Raw genomic sequence first — 17,168 nt, forward strand, 5'->3', positions numbered from 1 at the left:
TAGTTGCTAAAAACTTATAGTGACAGTAAGTTTTTAGCGACAGTAACAACGGGGGAGGGTGCATGTCGTACGACGTCGTGGTGGTCGGCGGGGGACCGGTCGGCCTGATGCTGGCCTGCGAACTGCGGCTGGGCGGAGCGTCGGTCGTGGTGCTCGAACGGCTGACCGAGATCGACCCGACGCTCAAAGCGGGCTCGCTCAACACGCCCAGCGTGGAGGCGCTCTACCGGCGGGGCCTGCTGCCCGCGCTGAGGGAGGCGCAGGAGCGGGCGATGGAGCTCGTGAAGGCCTTCATGCGCGGACAGGCCGCCGCGGAAGGGCCGCGCCGGACTCCGCCCAGGTTCGCCGGCCACTTCGCCGGGATGATGCTGAGCGCCGAGCGGATGGACGCCGACGACCCGGACCTGGCCGACCGGGGACCGGCCGCCGAGATCGGCCTGGTGTCCCAGCAGCAGCTCGAACAGATCCTCGCCGTACGCGCGGCCGAGCTGGGGATCGAGGTGCGGCGCGGGGTGGAGGTGACCGGCTTCACCGACGACGGCGAGCGGGTCACGGTCACCACGACCGGCGGCCCGGTGCACGGCCGCTGGCTGGTCGGCTGTGACGGCGGCAGGAGCACGGTACGCAAACTGGCCGGCTTCGAGTTTCCCGGGACGCATCCGGAGATCACGGCCTACCAGGCCGTCGCGGAGATGGAGGGCACCGAGCACCTGGGCGTGGGCTGGCAGGCCACCCCGACCGGGGTCTACTCCCACGGGCCGGTGCCGGGCCGCGTCCTCGTCGCGCGCTTCGACAGCGGCCCACGCGGCAGAGCCGACAGGACCACGCCGGTGACCGCCGAGGAGCTGCAGGACGCGGTCAGGCACGTCACGGGCTCCGACGTGGTCGTCAAGGAGATCACATCGGTCACCCGGTTCACGGACAACGCCCGGCAGGCGACGACCTACCGGCTCGGCCGGGTGCTGCTGGCCGGCGACGCCGCGCACGTCCACTCGCCGTTCGGCGGCCAGGGGCTGAACCTGGGGCTTGGCGACGCCGTGAACCTCGGCTGGAAGCTCGCGGCCGTCGTACGAGGCCAGGCACCGGAAGATCTTCTCGACACCTACACGCGGGAGCGGCACCCGATCGGCGCCTGGGTGCTCGACTGGACGCGCGCCCAGATCGCCCTGATGCGTCCCGACGCCCACGCGCGGGCGGCACGGGCGGTGGTCGCCGACCTGATCGAGACGGTCGCCGGCACCACCTACTTCGTGAAGAAGATCTCGGGCGTCTGGCAGCGGTATGACATGCCCGGCGACAGCGGGCACCCGCTGGTGGGACGCAGCGTGCCCGACTACGAGTTCGAGGACGGCTCACGGCTCGCCGATCACCTTCACGACGCACGGGGCCTGCTCGTCCGCCAGAGCGGATCCCGGCTCGGCGGCACGGCGGCGGACGGCTACGGAGACCGGGTCACCACCGTCACGACGGCGATACGCGACCCGCACGCTCCCGGCGCGCTTCTCGTGCGGCCGGACGGGTTCGTCGCCTGGACGGAGGACCCGGACGACACCGATCCGAACACCGATCCGAACACCGATGCCGAGGGGCTCGCGGACGCGCTGGAGACCTGGTTCGGCACGCCCGCGGACGTCCCCGCCGCCCTCCGCTGAACCGTTCGCCGGACGCCGTGGATCTTTGGCCAAATCTTTACCCTGGGTGCCCGCCACACGAGACCCGGATCAAGGCTCTGACCTGCGGTTTCTCCTCCGGGCACACCCCTTAACCCATCCCCCGCCAAGATGTCTCGTGTCATTTGGTATCAGCCGTGGTCAGCAGCCCCCATCATGTGCTCATGCCCGCTTTTGTCACCCTGTCCGGGCGCTTCGTGCGCCTGGAACCGCTCAGCCTCGCGGTGCTCGACGACCTCGTCGCCGCGGCGAGTGAAGACCGTTCGACGTACGCCTTCACTCGCGTTCCCGCTGGCCGGGATGAGATGGTCTCCTACGTGGAGGCCGCCTTGGCTGAGCAGGCGGAGGGCCGCACGATGCCCTTCGCCATCCGGTGGCTGCACACCGACCGCGTGGTCGGTGCCACCCGTCTGATGAACCTGGAGTACTGGCAGGGCCCGATGCCCTGGCCGCCGGGTACGAAGGGCGCGGTGGGCGAGGTCCCGTCCGTCGCGGACATCGGGTACACCTGGCTCGCCGCGTCGGCCCAGGGCACCGGTGTCAACAGGGAGAGCAAGTATCTGATGCTCTCCCTGGCCTTCGAGACCTGGCAGGTTCACCGGATCACCCTCAAGGCAGACGTACGCAACACCCGATCCCGGGCCGCCATCGAGGCCCTCGGCGCACACCTCGACGGTGTGCGACGAGCGGACAGCCGAGGCGCCGACGACACGGTCCGAGATACCGCGTACTACTCGATCCTGAGTCCCGAGTGGCCCGCCGTACGCGATCGTCTCCGCGCGCGGCTGGGCCTCCTGGAAACGGCGTCGGAAGCAGCGTGATCAAGCCATAGGAAAACGGCCCGTCCCGGAAGGGACGGGCCGCGTCATGCCCGGGGGACAGACGGTCAGGCGTCGTAGCCGAAGTCGTCCTCGTAGGCGTTGTAGAGGTCGCGCCAGTAGCCGCACTTGACCGGCTGGTTGCTGTACAGACCGATCTGGCAGACCCTCGCCTGCACCTGGGCGACGTCGTAGCGCCAGAAGTTGATCTGCTTGTAGCCGCCGGCGCCGCAGTACTTGTACGACTTGAAGCTGGAGGACCAGTCGTCCTCGCCGTCGTCCCAGGACGACACGCGGAACTGGATGAACGCGCACTTGCCGCCCTCACGGTAGGTGCGGTGGTCGTTGTCCCAGAGCTTGCCGGTGATGTGGACCCGGTTCGACTCCTCGTCGTCGTAGTTCACGTCGACGTAGCCCTTGGCCTTGGCCAGGTGGTTCGACGACCAGTAGGTGCCCCACCAGCCGTCGTAGTCCCAGTCGTCGTGGTGGGAGGCGGAGGCGGCGGAGGTGGCGGAGGCGGGGGCGGCGTTGGCGGCGGTCGCGAGGGCCGGCAGCCCGAGGGCGGCGACGGTGGTGGCTGCGGCGAGACCGAGGGTGATGGAGCGTCGCATTTCGGTTCTCCTGTTCGAGGACGATCCCCCGATGCGGGGTGCTGTCGGGGTTGCACCTCAGTGATAGGCCCGCCCGCCTGCAACCCGCTTTCAGCGCTCTCACCGTGGTTTGCAGGCCGCTTTCAAGCACCTGAACGCACACTGAACCAGCGCGCTCGGTCCTACTGCCACCGCGCGACACGATCTATCATTTGGTCGAAAATCTTGCCATTGGGGGACAGGGCACATGCCTGATCACGCCGCCGCGGACGGCCTGCGCTTCGCCGTGCTGGGACCCGTCCTGGCGTGGTGCGACGGCGTCGAACTCGACCTCGGCACCCCCTTGCAACGCTCCATCCTCGCGATGCTCCTGCTCCGGGAGGGGCACGCGGTCACCCCGGACGAGATGATCGACGGCGTGTGGGGCGAGGACGCGCCCCCACGCGCGCTCGGCGCGCTGCGCACCTATGTCTCCCGGCTGCGCACCGTCCTGGAACCGGACCGCTCCCCGAGGACGCCGCCGCGGCTGCTGACCTCAGTGGGCCGGGGATACGCGCTGCGGCTCGACCCCGCCCGCTTCGACCTCGCCGTGTTCGAGCGCGAGTGCGCCGCCGCCGAGTCCGACCGCCGTACGGGCCGGGCCGGGGAGGCCGCCCGGCGGCTGCGCGGGGCCCTGCGCCTGTGGTCGGGCGAGCCGCTGGCCGGCGCGGTCGGCCCGTATGCCGAGCACCAGCGCGACCGGCTGGCCGAGCGCCGGATGAGCGCGGTCGAGACGCTCATGGAGCTCGACCTGGAGCTGGGCCGGCACGCGGAGATCGTCTCCGAGCTGGTCGCGCTCGCCGCCGAACACCCGCTGCGCGAGCGGTTGCGCGCCCAGCTCATGCTGGCCTACTACCGGTGCGGCAGGCAGGCCGAGGCGCTGTCGGTCTTCACCGACACCCGGCAGGCGCTCGTGGAGGAGCTCGGCATCGAGCCCGGGGCCGAGCTGGCCGACCTGCACCGGCGGATCCTCGCCGCCGACCCCTCCCTCGCCCCCGCACCCCCTCCCGTACGGCTCTCGCATCCGGACGTCCACGATGACGCCGCGACGGCCGAGCCCGGACCGGCGATCGAGATGCCGAGACCGGCGCAACTCCCGGCGGCCGTCTCCGACTTCACCGGACGTACCGGCCTGGTGCGGAGGCTGCTCGCGCTGCTCCGCGGAGAAGGGGCGGGAGAGGGCGTGCCGGTCGCGGCGATGTCGGGCATCGGCGGCGTGGGCAAGACGACTCTGGCCGTCCATGTGGCCCACCTCGCCGAGGACCTTTTCCCCGACGGGCAGCTCTACGCCGACCTGCGGGGGTACGGCGCCGAGCCCACCGCGCCCGAGACGGCGCTGGTCGCGTTCCTGCGCGCCCTCGGCATCCCGATGGACGTGATCCCCGACGGCCTGGCCGAGCGCTCCGCGCTGTTCCGTTCGCTGCTCGCCGACCGCAGGATGCTGGTGCTGCTCGACAACGCCCGCGACGCCGAGCAGGTCGAGCACCTGCTGCCGGGCTCGGCCGGCTGCGCCGCGATCATCACCAGCAGGGGCAAGCTGGCCGACCTGCCCGCGGCCCGGCTCGTCGATCTCGACGTGATGGAGCCCGAGGAGGCGCTGTCGCTGCTCGCGGCGGTCGCGGGACCCGAGCGGGTGGCGGCGGAGCGGGCCGCCGCCATGGACGTGGTCGCCGCCTGCGGCTTCCTGCCGCTGGCGGTGCGGATCGTCGCGGCCAGGCTCGCCTCCCGCCCGTCGTGGACGGTGGCCTCGCTCGTCCCCCGGCTCGCCGACGAGCGCCGCCGCCTCGACGAGATGAAGATCGGCAACCTGGCGGTCTCGGCCACGTTCGCCCTCGGGTACGGCCAGCTCGACGCCCGGCAGGCGCGGGCGTTCCGGCTGCTGTCGCTGCCGGCGGGCTCGGGCATCTCGGTCTTCGCGGCGGCGGCCGTGCTCGACCTCACCCCGGCCGAGGCCGAGGACGTGATCGAGTCGCTGGTCGACGCCAGCCTGATGGAGGCCCCCGCGCCGGGCCGCTACCGCTTCCACGACCTGCTCAAGCTGTTCGCCCGGCGGCAGGCGGAGGACGGTGAGGAGCCCGTCGCCCGCGCGCTCGCCCTGCGGCGGCTGCTGGGCTTCTACCTCGCGTCGGCGGGCGCGGCCCACCGGCTGGCGTACGAGGGCAGCGCGATCGCCGACACCCTCACCGACCTGGGCGTGCGCGGCCATTCCTTCTCCTCGGCCGACGCGGCGGTGGCCTGGTTGTCGGCGGAGGCCGAGGACATGTTCGGAGCGGTCGCCCAGGTGGCCGTGGCTCAGGATGCGTCCGGCGAGGACCTGCTCGCGGCGGCCGACCTGCTGCTGGCGATGGAGCCGCTGCTGGAGTCGGGCACCAACCAGCGTGACTTCGAGCAGCGCACCTCGGCCCTGCTGACGGCGACACGCCGGGCCGGGGAACGGCGCGGCGAGATGCGCTGCGGCTACGTCCTGGGCCGGGTCCTGTTCGGCGCGAACCGGCTGGCCGAGGCCGAGGCCCATTTCCTTACCGCGCGGACGCTGGGCGAGGAGACCGGCGACCACATCGTGCTGGGCGAGACGTGCAACGCGCTGGCGGTCGTCGCCGGCCGGCGGCGCCGCCACACCGAGGCGCTCGAATGGTTCGACCGGGCGACGGCGGTCCACCGGGAGACGGGCAATCCCGCGGGCGAGGCGCTGGCGTCGTGCTACTCCGCCCGCGACCACCTGGGCCTCGGACGGCCGGACGACGCCATCGCCGCGGCCGAGCGCGGGCTGGCGGTCTTCTCCGAGATCGGCAGCGGCGCGGGGATGGCCCGGGCCCGCTATCACCTCGGCAACGTGCTGTCCCATGTCGGGCGGCTCAACGAGGCCGTCGTCCACCACGCCGAGTGCCTGGCCTTCTTCCGCGCGAGCAACCAGCGGGTCTGGGAGCAGCGGGTCTGCTACCGGCTGGCCGCCACCTTCATCGCCGCCGGGCGGTTCGCCGAGGCGGCCCGGCACGCCGAGCAGGCGCTGACCGTGAGCCGCGAGATCACCCACCCGTACGGCGAGGCGCAGTCACTGGCCGCCCTCGGCAAGGCCCTCGGCGGCCTCGGGGAGACCGGCCGGGGCAGGGATGCCCTGGTCAAGTCCCTCGACATCTTTACCCGGCTCGGCTCGCCCGAGGCCGACGACATCCGCGCGCTCCTGCGCGAACAGGTCGAGACGTAGGTCGAGTCGCAAGTCGTCGTCCAGCCGGCTCATCCGGACGTGGTTGATCACATCGATCACCGATTCTCACTGAAGGAGGGCGTGAACCGCCCGGCCGGCCGCCCGTCGCCCTTGGGGCGCGCAGGGGCCCGGATCCTTCCGGTGCGCTCCGTGGCGACTCGCCGCCTCACGATGACGACCGGCCGGGCTTCCGCGCGGGCTTCGAACCCCCCCGAAGCCCGCGCAGGACCACTGTCGCCCGGCCCGTTCAAACTCCGATCAACGGAGACTTGCAACCGTGCTTGTGACGCTCAGGAAACCGTCCGCGATCAGCGGGCGCAGCGCCGCGGGGGCGTCGCGGAGCACCGCGGCCGGGTCCTCACCGGTCAGCTCGGCGATCGCGGCGAGCAGCGGGCGCGTGGGCAGGTCGCCGTCGCACACCCCCGCCAGGGCCGCCTCCACCGTCCCCACGGCGACCGTACGGCGGGCGCCCCGGGTCTGCCGCAGGGTGATGCGGGAGGGGTCGTCGGCGCCGGGCGGGCCGACGCGCTCCTCCACGACGCCCTCGGCCACCTTCAGCCGCGCGTCGAGCAGGTCCTCGTCGGACAGCTCGTGGGCGGTGCGCGCCGCGCGCAGGACCTCCTCGACCAGCGCGCCGGCCGGCGGCTCGACCGGCTGCGTCATCTCCTCCACCCGCACGAGCGGGCTCAGCGAACCGGAGTCGTGCAGGGCGATCCAGCCGAATCCGACGCCGGTCACGTTCATCGACTCGAACCAGCCGAGCCACTCGTCGTAGCGCTCCCGGTAGGCCGACGTGCCGTGTTCCGCGGAGTCCCGCAGCCACAGCTCGACGTACTCGGCGGGGTCCTGCACGTCGCGCTGCACGGCCCAGCCGTCGCAGCCGGTCTCGGCGAGCCAGCCGCCCACTCTGTCCTGCCAGTCCTCGCCCTTGACGTGCAGCCAGTTGGCGAGGAAACGCGCCTGGCCGCCCTGGGCGAGGTGCCGGGGCGTGCGCCGTACGAGGTCGCGGCAGAACTCGTCGCCGCGCCGCCCGGCCTCCCGGTAGGTGTACCTGGCCTCGGGCGCGATGACGAACGGCGGGTTGGACACCACGAGGTCGAACCGCTCGCCGTCCACCGGGTCGTACATCGAGCCCTCGCGTGCCTCTACCCCGGTCACGCCGGAAAGGCCCCAGCTGAGGCGGGCCAGCCGCAGGGCCCTGCGGTTCACGTCGGTCGCGACCACGTGCTCCGCCCTGGGCGCCAGGTGCAGCACCTGCACGCCGCAGCCGGTGCCGAGGTCGAGCGCCCGGCCGACCGGGGCGGCCCAGCCGAGCTGGGCGAGGTTGGCCGACGCGCCACCCGCTCCCACCACGTGATCGGGCCGCAGGGAGGGGTCGCCGGGCCGCACCTTGCGGTCGGACACGACGTACGCCGGGTCGCCCGTTCCTGTAGCCCCCGTCCCTATATCCCAGGGCTGGAGGTGCACGGTGGCCTGCACGGAGTCGCCCAGGCGCACCAGCAGCCCGGCCTCGATGAGGTCCTGCAACGGGAGGTCGGCGGCGGCCATGCTGACCGGGGCGCCCAGCCACCACAGGCGGATCAGCACGGCGAGGGGGTCGGCGTCCCTGGTGGCGCGCAGCGCGGGCACGATCTCCTCGCGGGCCAGGGCGGAGGCGGCCATGTCGCCCAGCCGGTCGCGCACGCCGTCGATCGTGTATCCGGTCTCCACGAATCTGTCGCGAAGCCGCCGGACCAGGTCAGAAGGGGCGTCCACAGATCGAATCTATCGCGGGACTACGGCATCTTGAGGCTGTTCCAGGCGGCCTCGCCCAGCTCGCGGATCTCCTCCTGGGTGGGCTGGTGCGCGCCGCTGAACCACAGGCGGCACATCTCCTGCGCCGGGCCGAGCCACAGCACGTAGCACATGGTGGCGGGGACGGGGCGGAGCACGCCGTCCTTCATGTGCGGCCGCCACCAGTCGGCGACCTTCCGGAAGAACTCGCGCCTCGACTCGGCGACCTCCGGCCCGCCGGGCTCGTTGCGCCGGGGCGGGCGCTCGCTGATCAGCAGGCGGGCGCGCTCGGGGTGCTCGCCGCACCACGCCATGTGCATCGCGACGATGGCCTCGATGCCGGCCCGGGCGTCCTCGTGGCGGACGAGCTCCCCGACGAAGGCGTCCTGGTACATGTCCAGGATCTCGGCGTAGAGCACGCCGAAGACGTGTTCCTTGCTCGTGAAGTGGTGATAGAAGCTGCCGACGCTGACGCCGCTCTCCTGCCGGAGACTGGCCAGCGTGGTGGCCGACACCCCGCTCTGGCTGAACCTGCGCAGGGCGCCCTCGATGATCCTGGCCCTGCCGTCTCGTCCGCTCTTCGCGTTCTTCACATAGTCAATGGTGAACCAACAGAACCTTGTTCTGCAAATGCGAGGGGCGCTTTGATCTCGACGGATGTGCCGTGTGTGTCGATTGTGGCAGAGGGCCAGGCCCTGCGCACCATGGCCAGAACGCGCCGGTTCTCGGTCATGACATCCATGCCGACGACGACCGCGCCGCGTACGGACGCCCGCCGCAGGAGGGTGCGCACGAGCCGCGAGCCCACGCCGAGGTTCTGCCACCGGTCGTCAACCACGACCGCGATCTCCACCTCGCCCTCCGCCAGGTGACCCATGGCGTGCCCGATCACGGTGTCGCCGCGCACGGCGAGCAGCGCGTCCCTCCTGTCGTCGCACGCGACCATCGCGCGGATCAGGCTCGCACTCGGGCGGCCGAGGCCGACGAAGAAGCGGTGCGTCAGCGTCGCCTGCGACAGGCCCTCCACGAAGAGCCGCACCCGTTCCTCGTCGTCGCCCGGACGCGCCACACGGATGTCCACAGCAGGCCTGGCCTGAGTTCCCAACATGGACTCAGCCTTCCCTGAGCCTGCTGAGTCTGTCAAGTAGACTTAGATGCCGGGAGGATGTTGTGGTTACGATGCGCGACATGCGGCGTTATCGGGTGGACAACTGCTCCATCGAGCGAACCCTCGCCGTGCTCGGCGAGAAGTGGACGTTCCTGGTCCTCCGGGAGGCGTTCAACGGCGTCCGGCGGTTCGCCGACCTCCAGACGCGCACCGGCGCGCCCCGGCAGGTGCTGAGCGCGCGGCTGTCCCGGCTCGTCGACGAGGGCCTGCTGCGCAAGGTGCCCTACCAGGAGCCCGGTCAGCGGCAGCGCGACGAGTACCGGCTCACCCAGAAGGGCCTCGACCTCTACCCGATCATGATCGCGCTCATGCACTGGGGCGACCGCTATCAGGCCGACCCCGAGGGGCCGCCTGTCGTGGTGACCCACCGCGACTGCGGCGCGCCCGTCGCGCTGCACCTGGTGTGCGAGGAGGGCCACGAGGTCGGCGGGCCGCGCGAGGTGACCCCCCGCCCCGGCCCCGGCGCCCGCCTCAGCACCCCTGCTTGAAACACAGCCTGAAGGTAAGACCGGTCATGGCGCTGCCTAGGCTGGTGACGTGTACCGGTTCCTCCTCTCGCGCCGCTGGGTCGGGCTGCACCTGCTCGTGCTCGTGCTGATCCCCGCCTTCTTCTTCCTCGGGAAGTGGCAGTGGGGGCGGTTCGAGGAGCGGTCGGCCGACAGCGCGAGGATCACCGCCAACCTCGCCGCCGCCCCCGTGCCGCTCGACCGGCTGGACCGGACCGGCGCGTCGGTGCCGGAGAGGGACAGGTATCGCCGCGTCACCGCCACCGGACGGTACGACGCCGCGCACGAGCTCGTGGTGCGCCGGCGCACCCTCAACAGCCGCTTCGGGTTCTACGTGGTCACCCCGCTCGTCACGCCCCAGGGCGCCGTGCTGGTGAACCGGGGCTGGGTTCCGGCCGGGGCGAGCGCGGACGCGCCGCCACAGGTGCCCGCGCCGCCCACGGGAGAGGTGACGATCACCGGACGGCTCCGCCCGGCAGAGACGCAGGACAACACCGGCATCAGGAACCGGTCCGGGCTGCCGTCCGGCCAGATCCTGCTGATCGACACGCCCGGCATCGCCAAGGGCCTGCCGTACGCCGTCTTCGGCGGGTTCGTGGAGCTCACCGCGCAGCAGCCGCAGGGCGGCCCGGCGCCCGAACTCCTGCCCCCGCCCGACGTTGGCGCCGGAGGCGGGCTCAACCTGGCGTACGCCGTGCAGTGGTGGCTGTTCATCGGGATCGCGGTGGGCGGCTGGGTGCTGCTGGTGCGCAGGGAGGCCCGCGACCTCCGGGCGGACCAGACGTCACCCGGCGTGACCGTACGCGCCGCAAGGTGAGCGAACGGATACCAACCGGAGACCTCGCAGCTTGTACGGTGTTATCCCTTGGCCCTACCGTTTACTACCGTGACTACGCCGCTGCATCCCGACCCAGAGCCGAGGCGGCGGGACTACGTGATCATCTCGGTCGATGATCACCTGATCGAGCCGGCCGACCTCTTCGAAGACCGCCTCCCGGAGAAGTACAAGGACCTCGCGCCCAAGGTCGTGGAGACCGACTCGGGCCACCAGGTGTGGCGGTACGGCGGCGCCACCTATCCCTGCGCGGGGCTGGACGTGGGCGCCGGCCTCCCCAAGGAGCAGTGGACGCTCGACCCCGTCCGTTTCGAGGACATGCGGCCGGGCTGCTACGACATCGAGGCCCGGATCGGCGACATGGACCGGGCCGGGATCTGGGCGGCCCTGTGCTTCCCCGGCATGCTGGCGAGCCAGGCGGGGGTGGCGTTCGGCCGCACGCGCGACCAGGACCTCGGGCTCGCGCTCGTACGGGCCTGGAACGACTGGCACGTCGACGTGTGGGCCGGCACCTATCCCGAGCGCATGATCGCGCTCCAGCTTCCCTGGCTCCCCGACCCCGAGATCGCGGCGAAGGAGATCAGGGCCAACGCGTCACGCGGTTTCAAGGCCGTCGTGTTCCCCGAGTTCCCCACCCGGCTGCGGCTGCCGTCCATCCACAGCCGCCACTGGGACCCGTTCTTCGCCGCCTGCGAGGAGACCGGGACGGTCGTGTGCCTGCACACCGGCGCGTCCTCATGGGCGCCCGTGCCCTCGCCGGACACCCCGGTCGAGGCGATCACCACGCTGATCCCGGCGAGCGCGATGTTCGCCTGCGCCGACTGGCTGTGGTCGGGTGTCGCGCTGCGCTTCCCCAAGCTGCGCATCCTCATCGTGGAGGGCGGCGTCGGGTGGCTGCCGATGCTGGCAGAGCGGGCCGACTACGCGCTCGATCACCCGGTCGCCGGCGAGCCGAGCTGGGAGGGCGGCCTGAAGCCCAGCGAGGTGCTGCGGCGCAACTTCTTCTTCGGCACGCTCGACGACAGCGCGCTGAGCTCGGTGCGGCTCGCCGTCGGCATGGAGCGCGTGCTGCTGGAGACCGGCTACCCGCGCGCCGAGTCCACCTGGCCCGACACCCAGCGCGCGGTGGCCCGCAACCTCGGCAGCCTGCCGCCGGCCGACATCGCCAGGGTCTCGTACGGCAACGCCGCCCGCCTGTTCGGCCACCCCCTGCCCTCGCGGGCGTGGCTGCGCCAGGAGCAGCTCTAGGGTCGGGGCGTCAGGAGTTCGACGAGGATGTCCACCAGTTCGGGCCGGTTGAACGGGCCGACGTGAGGGGCGGCGACGCTGCGTACGTCGGTCGGGTTGCCGGGGGGTGAGGCGGTCGGCCTCGGCGATGAAGCGGTCCTGCAGGGCCGGCGGGATCAGCCGGTCCTGCGTGAAGCGGATGTAGGTGCGGGGGATCCGGCCCCACGTGTGCGCTTCGCCCCGGGCGTCGGCCATAGGGATGCTGACGGGTTCGTCCGGCTGGAACGTGTTGAGCAGCCGGGTCATGGCCTCGTCGGTGAAGTCACCGGCCAGGCACTCCCTGATGCCGTCGATGAGCGCCGGATCGGCCGTGCGCCAGTTGACCCTGGCCACCCCCAGGACCGCAGGATCGCCGACCATCGCGGCGGTCACCTGCGGGAGCAGGCTGCCGGCGTTCTCCTGGGTGGAGAGGTAGGCGCTCAGGTTGGGCAGGTCCACGCAGCAGTACGCGGCGGTGTAGATCACGCGGTCGAGCAGGTCGGGGATCGCGTTGCCGACTCTGCTCACCACGACGCCGCCCTGGCTGGCGCCGGCCAGGATCACGGGGCCGTGGCGGCGGGCGCGGCGCACCACGTCCACGGCGCGTTCGACGTAGTCGTCGATGGTGAGCTTGGCGAGCGGGGACGGCTCGGTGGCCAGGGCCTCCAGATCCTGCGGGGCCTGGTAGGCGCGGGGGTAGAACGCGTCGTCACCGTGTCCGGGGAGATCGACGGCCACCGCGCGGTGTCCGCGCAGGGTGAGCTCGGTGATCAAACCGGAGGCGAGGTACGACGACGAGTGGGTGCCGTGGACGAACACCAGGGTCAGCTGTGCTTCACGCGTCCGCACGGTTGCGTACGCCGTATCAACTGTCATGCGTACAGCGTATGGAGAATGGCTGATGAAATGCCGCTATGGCCGGAAGAAGTGTACTGGCCGACATCGAAAGTGAACTAGTACACTTTACTCTCATGCCGTCCGCGATCCCGCCCTATCAGCACATCGTCACCGAGATCCGCACCCGGATCCTGACCGGCGAGCTGCGTCCCGGCGAACGCATGCCCTCCATCCGTCAGATCGCCGCGCGTTGGGGCGTGGCGGTCGCGACCGCGACGAAGGTGATGGCGGCCCTTCGCGACGAAGGGCTGGTAGAAACGAAGGTCGGCGCCGGCGCGGTCGTCACCGCCGGCCGCGGGCAACCGGCCGCGCGGCAGCGGCAGGCGGGCGCCGGCATCCCCAAGCAGGCGCTGAACCGCAAGCACACTCTCCGCACCGCCATCGCGATCGCCGACAGAGAGGGGCTCGACGCCGTCTCCATGCGCCGGATCGCCGCCGAGATGGGCGTCGGCCCGATGTCGCTGTACCGGCATGTGGCGGGCAAGGACGAGCTGGTCATGCAGATGACCGACGAGGTGTTCGGCGAGGCGGAACTGCCCGACCCGGGGCCGGACGGCTGGCGGGCCAAGCTCGAACTGATCTCCCGCCGGCAGTGGGAGCTGTGCCGCAGGCACCTCTGGCTGCCCAGGGCGGTCTCGTTCACGCGCCCGCTGCTGGCGCCCAACATCATGGAGCACACAGAGTGGACGCTGCGCGCCCTCGACGGACTCGGGCTGCCCATGACGACCCGGATCCGCGAAGCGCTCGCCCTGCACGCCCTGGTCGTCTCCGCCGCGCTGTCCATGGCGCAGGAGGCCGAAGCCGAGCAGGAGACCGGCGTGACGCTCGACCGGTGGTGGCTGGCCCAGCAGGAGCGAGCCGACGCGCTCCTCGGCACCGGGCGGTTCCCGCTGCTGGCCGCCATCCCGGAGGAGACGGTGACGGACATGGACGGACTGTTCGAGTACAGCCTGGCCCGCCATCTCGACGGGTTCGCCGTCATGCTGCGAAACAGACCTTAGGGCCGGGGCAGCCGGGGGACGCTGTCGATCAGCCGTCGCGTGTAGGCGTGCCGGGGCGCGCCGAGCACCTGCGCGGCGTCTCCCCGCTCGACGATCCGGCCCCGCTCCAGCACGGCCACCTCGTGGCAGAGGGCGGCCACCACGGCCAGGTCGTGCGACACCATCACGACCGTCAGCGCGCGGGTCTCCCGAAGCTCGTGCAGCAGGTCGACGACGCGTACGCGGGTGGAGACGTCGAGCGCGCTGACCGGCTCGTCCGCGAGCAGCACGCGGGGCTCGCACACGATCGCCCGCGCGATGGCGATGCGCTGCCGCTGCCCTCCCGAGAACTCCTGTGGATAGCGGCTCGCGGCGTCCTCCGGCAGCCCGACGGCGTCCAGGGCGGCCGCGACACGCGCGGTCATGTCCTCCCTGAGGCCCAGCGAGCGGAGGGGTTCCGACACGATCCTGCCCACCCGCTGCCGGGGGTCGAGCGACGAGTACGGGTCCTGGAACACCGTCTGCACGCTGCGCCGGAAGTCCCGCATCAGGGCCCGGTCACGCGGCGCGAGGTCCTTCCCCTCGAAGAGAACCCGTCCGCTCGTCGGCCGGACCAGCCCGAGCAGCAGGCGCAGCAGCGTGGTCTTGCCCGCACCCGACTCTCCCACCAGCGCGAGGCTGCGTCCGGGAGTGACGGAGACCGAGACGTCCGTGAGCACGGGGGCCGAGCGGCCGTAGGCGAAGCCGGCGCTCCGCACCTCCAGAACGGGCCGGGTCATGGCGTCCTCCCGTCGAGCAGACTGTCGAGGACGCTGTCGAGGCGTCGCGCGCTGCCCACCAGATCCCTCGTGTACGGGTGGCGCGGGGCGTTGACCACCTCGTCGACGCTCCCGGACTCCACCGCCGTGCCGTTCTTCAGGACGATGACGCGCTCGGCGATCCGCGAGACGACCGCCAGGTCGTGGCTGATGAACAGCAGCGCCATCCCCCGCTCCTTCACCAGGCCGTCGAGCAGCGTGAGGACGTCGGCCTGCACGGTGACGTCCAGGGCGGTCGTGGGCTCGTCCGCGATGAGCAGAGCGGGGTCGCAGGCGAGGGCCATGGCGATCGCCACCCGCTGACGCTGGCCGCCGGAGATCTCGTGGGGGTAGGCCCGGGCGATCCGCTCGGGATCGGCGAGCCGCACCTCCTCCAGCGCGGCCGTCACCGCCGCGTCCAGGGCCCGCCCGCGCAGCCCCCTCCTGCGCCGGAGCGGCTCGGCCACCTGACGGCCCACCCGCATGAGCGGGTCGAGGGCGGTGAGCGGCTCCTGGAAGACCACGCTCGTCACCCGCCCGCGCAGCGAGGTGAGCCGCCGCTCCGCCGCTCCCACGACCTCCGTACGGCCCGGGCCGGGCGCGTCGAACACGACGCTGCCCGAGACGGTCATCCCGGGAGGCGTGAGACCCATGATCGCCAGGGCGGTCATCGACTTGCCCGACCCCGACTCCCCGATCAGGCCCAGCCGCTCGCCCGCGTCGAGCGTGAACGACACGTCCGAGACGAGGTCGCGGCCCTCGGGGCTCCGCACGTGCAGCCCCGCCACGGCCAGAAGGGTCACCTGGTCCTCCTCCGGGTCGGGTCGGCCACGTCGCGCACGCCGTCGGCGATGAGGTTGACCCCGACGACGAGCACGACGAGCAGGACGCCGGGGGCGATCACCCCCGCCGGGGCGATGAACACGCTCGCCTGGGCCTCCTGGAGCATCCGCCCCCAGGAGGCGTTCGGGGGCGGCGCGCCCAGACCGAGATAGGACAGGCTCGCCTCCGCCAGGACGGCCAGCCCGAACTGCAGGGCCAGGTTGACCGACAGCGTCGGCCAGATGTTCGGCAGGACGTGTTCGAGGATGATCCGCGGCCAGGACGTCCCCGAGGTGCGCGAGGCCGTGATGAAGTCCTGGCCCAGGACGCGCTTGACCAGCACCCGGGTGAGCCGGGCCACGATCGCCGACATCGCCAGCCCGATCGCGATGACCGCCGAGCCGAGCGACGCCTCTCGCGCGGCGGTCACGAGCATGGCCAGGAGCACGGTCGGGAAGGCGATGAGGATGTCCAGGAGCGCCGAGATCGTGTCGTCGAGCCAGCGCGTGGCGAAGCCGGCGGCGAGGCCGCCCGCGAGGCCCAGGAGCCCGCCGATCAGCACCGACCCCGCTCCGGCCTCCAGGGCGACCCTCGCACCGATCATGAGCTGGGTGAGCAGGTCCCTGCCGAGCTTGTCGGTCCCGAGCAGGTGAGGCAGGCCCGGGGGCATCAACCGGTCGCCCGAGGTGTCGTCCGGCGCATAGGGCAGCCAGAAGAACGACAGGACGGCCACGGCGAGGACGAGACCGGCGAGGACGCAGCCGGCGATCAGCGTCGCCGACCGGGGGACGCGGCGGCGCGTGGTCATGCGCCGTCCCCGGAGAGGTTCCCGCCGAGCGAGCGGCGCAGCCGCGGATCGATGAGCCGCTGGACGAGGTCGGCCGCGAACCCGATGAGCAGCACGGCGAACGTGCTGACCACCAGGATCCCCTGGATGACCGGGTAGTCGTGCTGCGCGAAGCCCTTGACGAGCATGCCGCCGAGCCCCGGCAGCGCGAACACGCTCTCCACCACGACCGCGCCGAGGAAGGTGGTGGCGAGTTCGATGCCCAGGATCGAGACGACCGGGACCACCGCGTTGCGCAGGCCGTGCCGCCACATCGCCCCGATGAACGACGAGCCCAGTGCCCGCGCCGTACGCAGGTAGTCGCTGCCGAGCACGTCGAGGGTGGCCGACCGGACGTAGCGGATCAGGGAGGCCGACATGACGAGGGCGATCGTGACGACCGGCAGCGTCAGCGAGGTGAGCGCGTCGCCCGGGTTCGCCCAGTCGTCCTGGGGAAACCCCCCGGCCGGCAGCATGCCGAGGTGGAGCGAGAACACCGTGATCAGCAGCATGCCGACCCAGAAGACGGGCACCGCGATGCCGAGCTGCGACAGCGCGCTGAGCACCGAGCCATACCAGGTGCCCGCCCGGTAGGCCGCGACGAAACCGACCGGCACGGCGATCACGACGGCCAGGAGGAAGGCGAGCAGGGTCAGCGGAACCGTCACCACGAGGCGGGCGGCGATCTCTGGGCCGACGGGAAGCGTGCTGACGAACGAGGTGCCGAGGTCCAGCCTCGACATCTCGCCGAGCCACGAGACGAACTGCACCGGCAGCGGCCGGTCCGTCCCGATCTGGTGACGGGCGGCCGCGACCTGCTCCGGGCTCGCCCCGACCGACAGCAGCGCGTTGGCGGGGTCGCCCGGAAGCAGGCGCAGCAGCAGGAACAGCACCACGGCGGCCAGGAACAGCGAGACGACGAGGAACGCCGTCCGGCGCAGCAGGTAGACGGTCATGAGGACGTCGCGGACGCGGG

The 17,168-nt window shown here is 71.8% G+C and carries 15 protein-coding genes and 1 pseudogene; 7 read left to right on the plus strand and 9 right to left on the minus strand.

The genetic code is table 11. The features are described from left to right. Positions 1-62 precede the first annotated feature (62 nt). Complete coding sequence (locus tag ABZ857_RS12755; RefSeq protein WP_357041989.1) at positions 63-1,652, plus strand: FAD-dependent oxidoreductase; 1,590 nt, start codon at positions 63-65, stop codon at positions 1,650-1,652. A 182-nt stretch (positions 1,653-1,834) separates the two neighbouring features. Beyond that, on the plus strand, positions 1,835-2,491 hold the full coding sequence (locus ABZ857_RS12760) for a GNAT family protein (protein WP_357041992.1): 657 nt from the start codon (positions 1,835-1,837) through the stop codon (positions 2,489-2,491). Between the two features lie 65 nt (positions 2,492-2,556). On the opposite strand, the gene ABZ857_RS12765 is transcribed toward ABZ857_RS12760, so the two are convergent. Further along, a complete protein-coding gene (locus ABZ857_RS12765) occupies positions 2,557-3,099 on the minus strand; it encodes a hypothetical protein (RefSeq protein ID WP_357041995.1) in 543 nt (180 codons plus the stop codon). Positions 3,100-3,325: 226 nt separating this feature from the next. On the opposite strand from ABZ857_RS12765, the gene ABZ857_RS12770 reads away from it, so the two are divergent. Continuing rightward, complete coding sequence (locus ABZ857_RS12770) at positions 3,326-6,322, plus strand: BTAD domain-containing putative transcriptional regulator (RefSeq protein ID WP_357041998.1); 2,997 nt, start codon at positions 3,326-3,328, stop codon at positions 6,320-6,322. Between the two features lie 258 nt (positions 6,323-6,580). Here ABZ857_RS12770 and ABZ857_RS12775 read toward each other — a convergent pair whose 3' ends face one another. The 3 genes from ABZ857_RS12775 to ABZ857_RS12785 are packed head-to-tail and all read right to left on the minus strand — an operon-like array spanning position 6,581 to position 9,134. Then, positions 6,581-8,077: a methyltransferase gene (locus tag ABZ857_RS12775; protein ID WP_357042000.1), complete on the minus strand. Its 1,497-nt coding sequence runs from the start codon at positions 8,075-8,077 to the stop codon at positions 6,581-6,583. 20 nt (positions 8,078-8,097) lie between these two features. Beyond that, positions 8,098-8,688 carry a TetR/AcrR family transcriptional regulator gene (locus ABZ857_RS12780; protein WP_357042003.1) on the minus strand — a complete coding sequence of 197 codons (591 nt, stop codon included), beginning with the start codon at positions 8,686-8,688 and terminating at the stop codon, positions 8,098-8,100. After that, positions 8,685-9,134, minus strand: coding sequence for a GNAT family N-acetyltransferase (locus ABZ857_RS12785; RefSeq protein ID WP_357042006.1), 450 nt, complete (start codon positions 9,132-9,134; stop codon positions 8,685-8,687). The genes ABZ857_RS12780 and ABZ857_RS12785 overlap by 4 nt, the downstream gene beginning before the upstream one ends. A gap of 149 nt (positions 9,135-9,283) precedes the next feature. Between ABZ857_RS12785 and ABZ857_RS12790 the strand changes: the two genes are divergently transcribed. The 3 genes from ABZ857_RS12790 to ABZ857_RS12800 all read left to right on the plus strand — a co-directional run bounded on the left by ABZ857_RS12790 (position 9,284) and on the right by ABZ857_RS12800 (position 11,852). Beyond that, positions 9,284-9,751, plus strand: coding sequence for a helix-turn-helix domain-containing protein (locus ABZ857_RS12790; protein ID WP_357042008.1), 468 nt, complete (start codon positions 9,284-9,286; stop codon positions 9,749-9,751). 49 nt (positions 9,752-9,800) lie between these two features. After that, on the plus strand, positions 9,801-10,586 hold the full coding sequence (locus tag ABZ857_RS12795; RefSeq protein WP_357042011.1) for an SURF1 family protein: 786 nt from the start codon (positions 9,801-9,803) through the stop codon (positions 10,584-10,586). A 69-nt stretch (positions 10,587-10,655) separates the two neighbouring features. After that, entirely contained in the window at positions 10,656-11,852 is a 1,197-nt protein-coding gene (locus ABZ857_RS12800; protein WP_357042014.1) for an amidohydrolase family protein, read from the plus strand. Between the two features lie 177 nt (positions 11,853-12,029). Here ABZ857_RS12800 and ABZ857_RS12805 read toward each other — a convergent pair. Then, positions 12,030-12,746 (minus strand): annotated as a pseudogene (locus ABZ857_RS12805) (alpha/beta fold hydrolase); the annotation flags it as partial. A gap of 95 nt (positions 12,747-12,841) precedes the next feature. Here ABZ857_RS12805 and ABZ857_RS12810 point away from each other — a divergent pair. Next, positions 12,842-13,768 (plus strand): TetR/AcrR family transcriptional regulator C-terminal domain-containing protein, encoded by a 927-nt coding sequence (locus tag ABZ857_RS12810; RefSeq protein ID WP_357042017.1) that lies wholly within the window; start codon positions 12,842-12,844, stop codon positions 13,766-13,768. Here the strand turns inward: ABZ857_RS12810 and ABZ857_RS12815 are convergent. From ABZ857_RS12815 to ABZ857_RS12830, 4 genes are read right to left on the minus strand one after another with little or no spacing between them, the layout of a single operon-like run. Continuing rightward, entirely contained in the window at positions 13,765-14,526 is a 762-nt protein-coding gene (locus tag ABZ857_RS12815; protein WP_357042020.1) for an ABC transporter ATP-binding protein, read from the minus strand. The genes ABZ857_RS12810 and ABZ857_RS12815 overlap by 4 nt on opposite strands. Next, positions 14,523-15,347, minus strand: a complete 825-nt coding sequence (locus ABZ857_RS12820) for an ABC transporter ATP-binding protein (protein WP_357042023.1) — start codon at positions 15,345-15,347, stop codon at positions 14,523-14,525. The genes ABZ857_RS12815 and ABZ857_RS12820 overlap by 4 nt, the downstream gene beginning before the upstream one ends. Continuing rightward, positions 15,344-16,174: an ABC transporter permease gene (locus ABZ857_RS12825; RefSeq protein ID WP_357042026.1), complete on the minus strand. Its 831-nt coding sequence runs from the start codon at positions 16,172-16,174 to the stop codon at positions 15,344-15,346. Before ABZ857_RS12825 ends, ABZ857_RS12820 begins: the two co-directional genes overlap by 4 nt. Next, positions 16,171-17,148 carry an ABC transporter permease gene (locus ABZ857_RS12830; protein ID WP_357042029.1) on the minus strand — a complete coding sequence of 326 codons (978 nt, stop codon included), beginning with the start codon at positions 17,146-17,148 and terminating at the stop codon, positions 16,171-16,173. The genes ABZ857_RS12825 and ABZ857_RS12830 overlap by 4 nt, the downstream gene beginning before the upstream one ends. Positions 17,149-17,168: the final 20 nt, after the last annotated feature.

The organism is Microbispora sp. NPDC046933, from assembly GCF_040644635.1.
GTDB lineage: Bacteria > Actinomycetota > Actinomycetes > Streptosporangiales > Streptosporangiaceae > Microbispora.

Bases quoted from the DNA above. Each gene is read 5' to 3' on its own strand.
- ABZ857_RS12815 (WP_357042020.1), bottom strand. From the start codon at position 14,526: ATGACCCGGCCCGTTCTGGAGGTGCGGAGCGCCGGCTTCGCCTACGGC.
- ABZ857_RS12755 (WP_357041989.1), top strand. From the start codon at position 63: ATGTCGTACGACGTCGTGGTGGTCGGCGGGGGACCGGTCGGCCTGATG.
- ABZ857_RS12760 (WP_357041992.1), top strand. From the start codon at position 1,835: ATGCCCGCTTTTGTCACCCTGTCCGGGCGCTTCGTGCGCCTGGAACCG.
- ABZ857_RS12830 (WP_357042029.1), bottom strand. From the start codon at position 17,148: ATGACCGTCTACCTGCTGCGCCGGACGGCGTTCCTCGTCGTCTCGCTG.
- ABZ857_RS12770 (WP_357041998.1), top strand. From the start codon at position 3,326: ATGCCTGATCACGCCGCCGCGGACGGCCTGCGCTTCGCCGTGCTGGGA.
- ABZ857_RS12790 (WP_357042008.1), top strand. From the start codon at position 9,284: ATGCGGCGTTATCGGGTGGACAACTGCTCCATCGAGCGAACCCTCGCC.
- ABZ857_RS12810 (WP_357042017.1), top strand. From the start codon at position 12,842: ATGCCGTCCGCGATCCCGCCCTATCAGCACATCGTCACCGAGATCCGC.
- ABZ857_RS12825 (WP_357042026.1), bottom strand. From the start codon at position 16,174: ATGACCACGCGCCGCCGCGTCCCCCGGTCGGCGACGCTGATCGCCGGC.
- ABZ857_RS12765 (WP_357041995.1), bottom strand. From the start codon at position 3,099: ATGCGACGCTCCATCACCCTCGGTCTCGCCGCAGCCACCACCGTCGCC.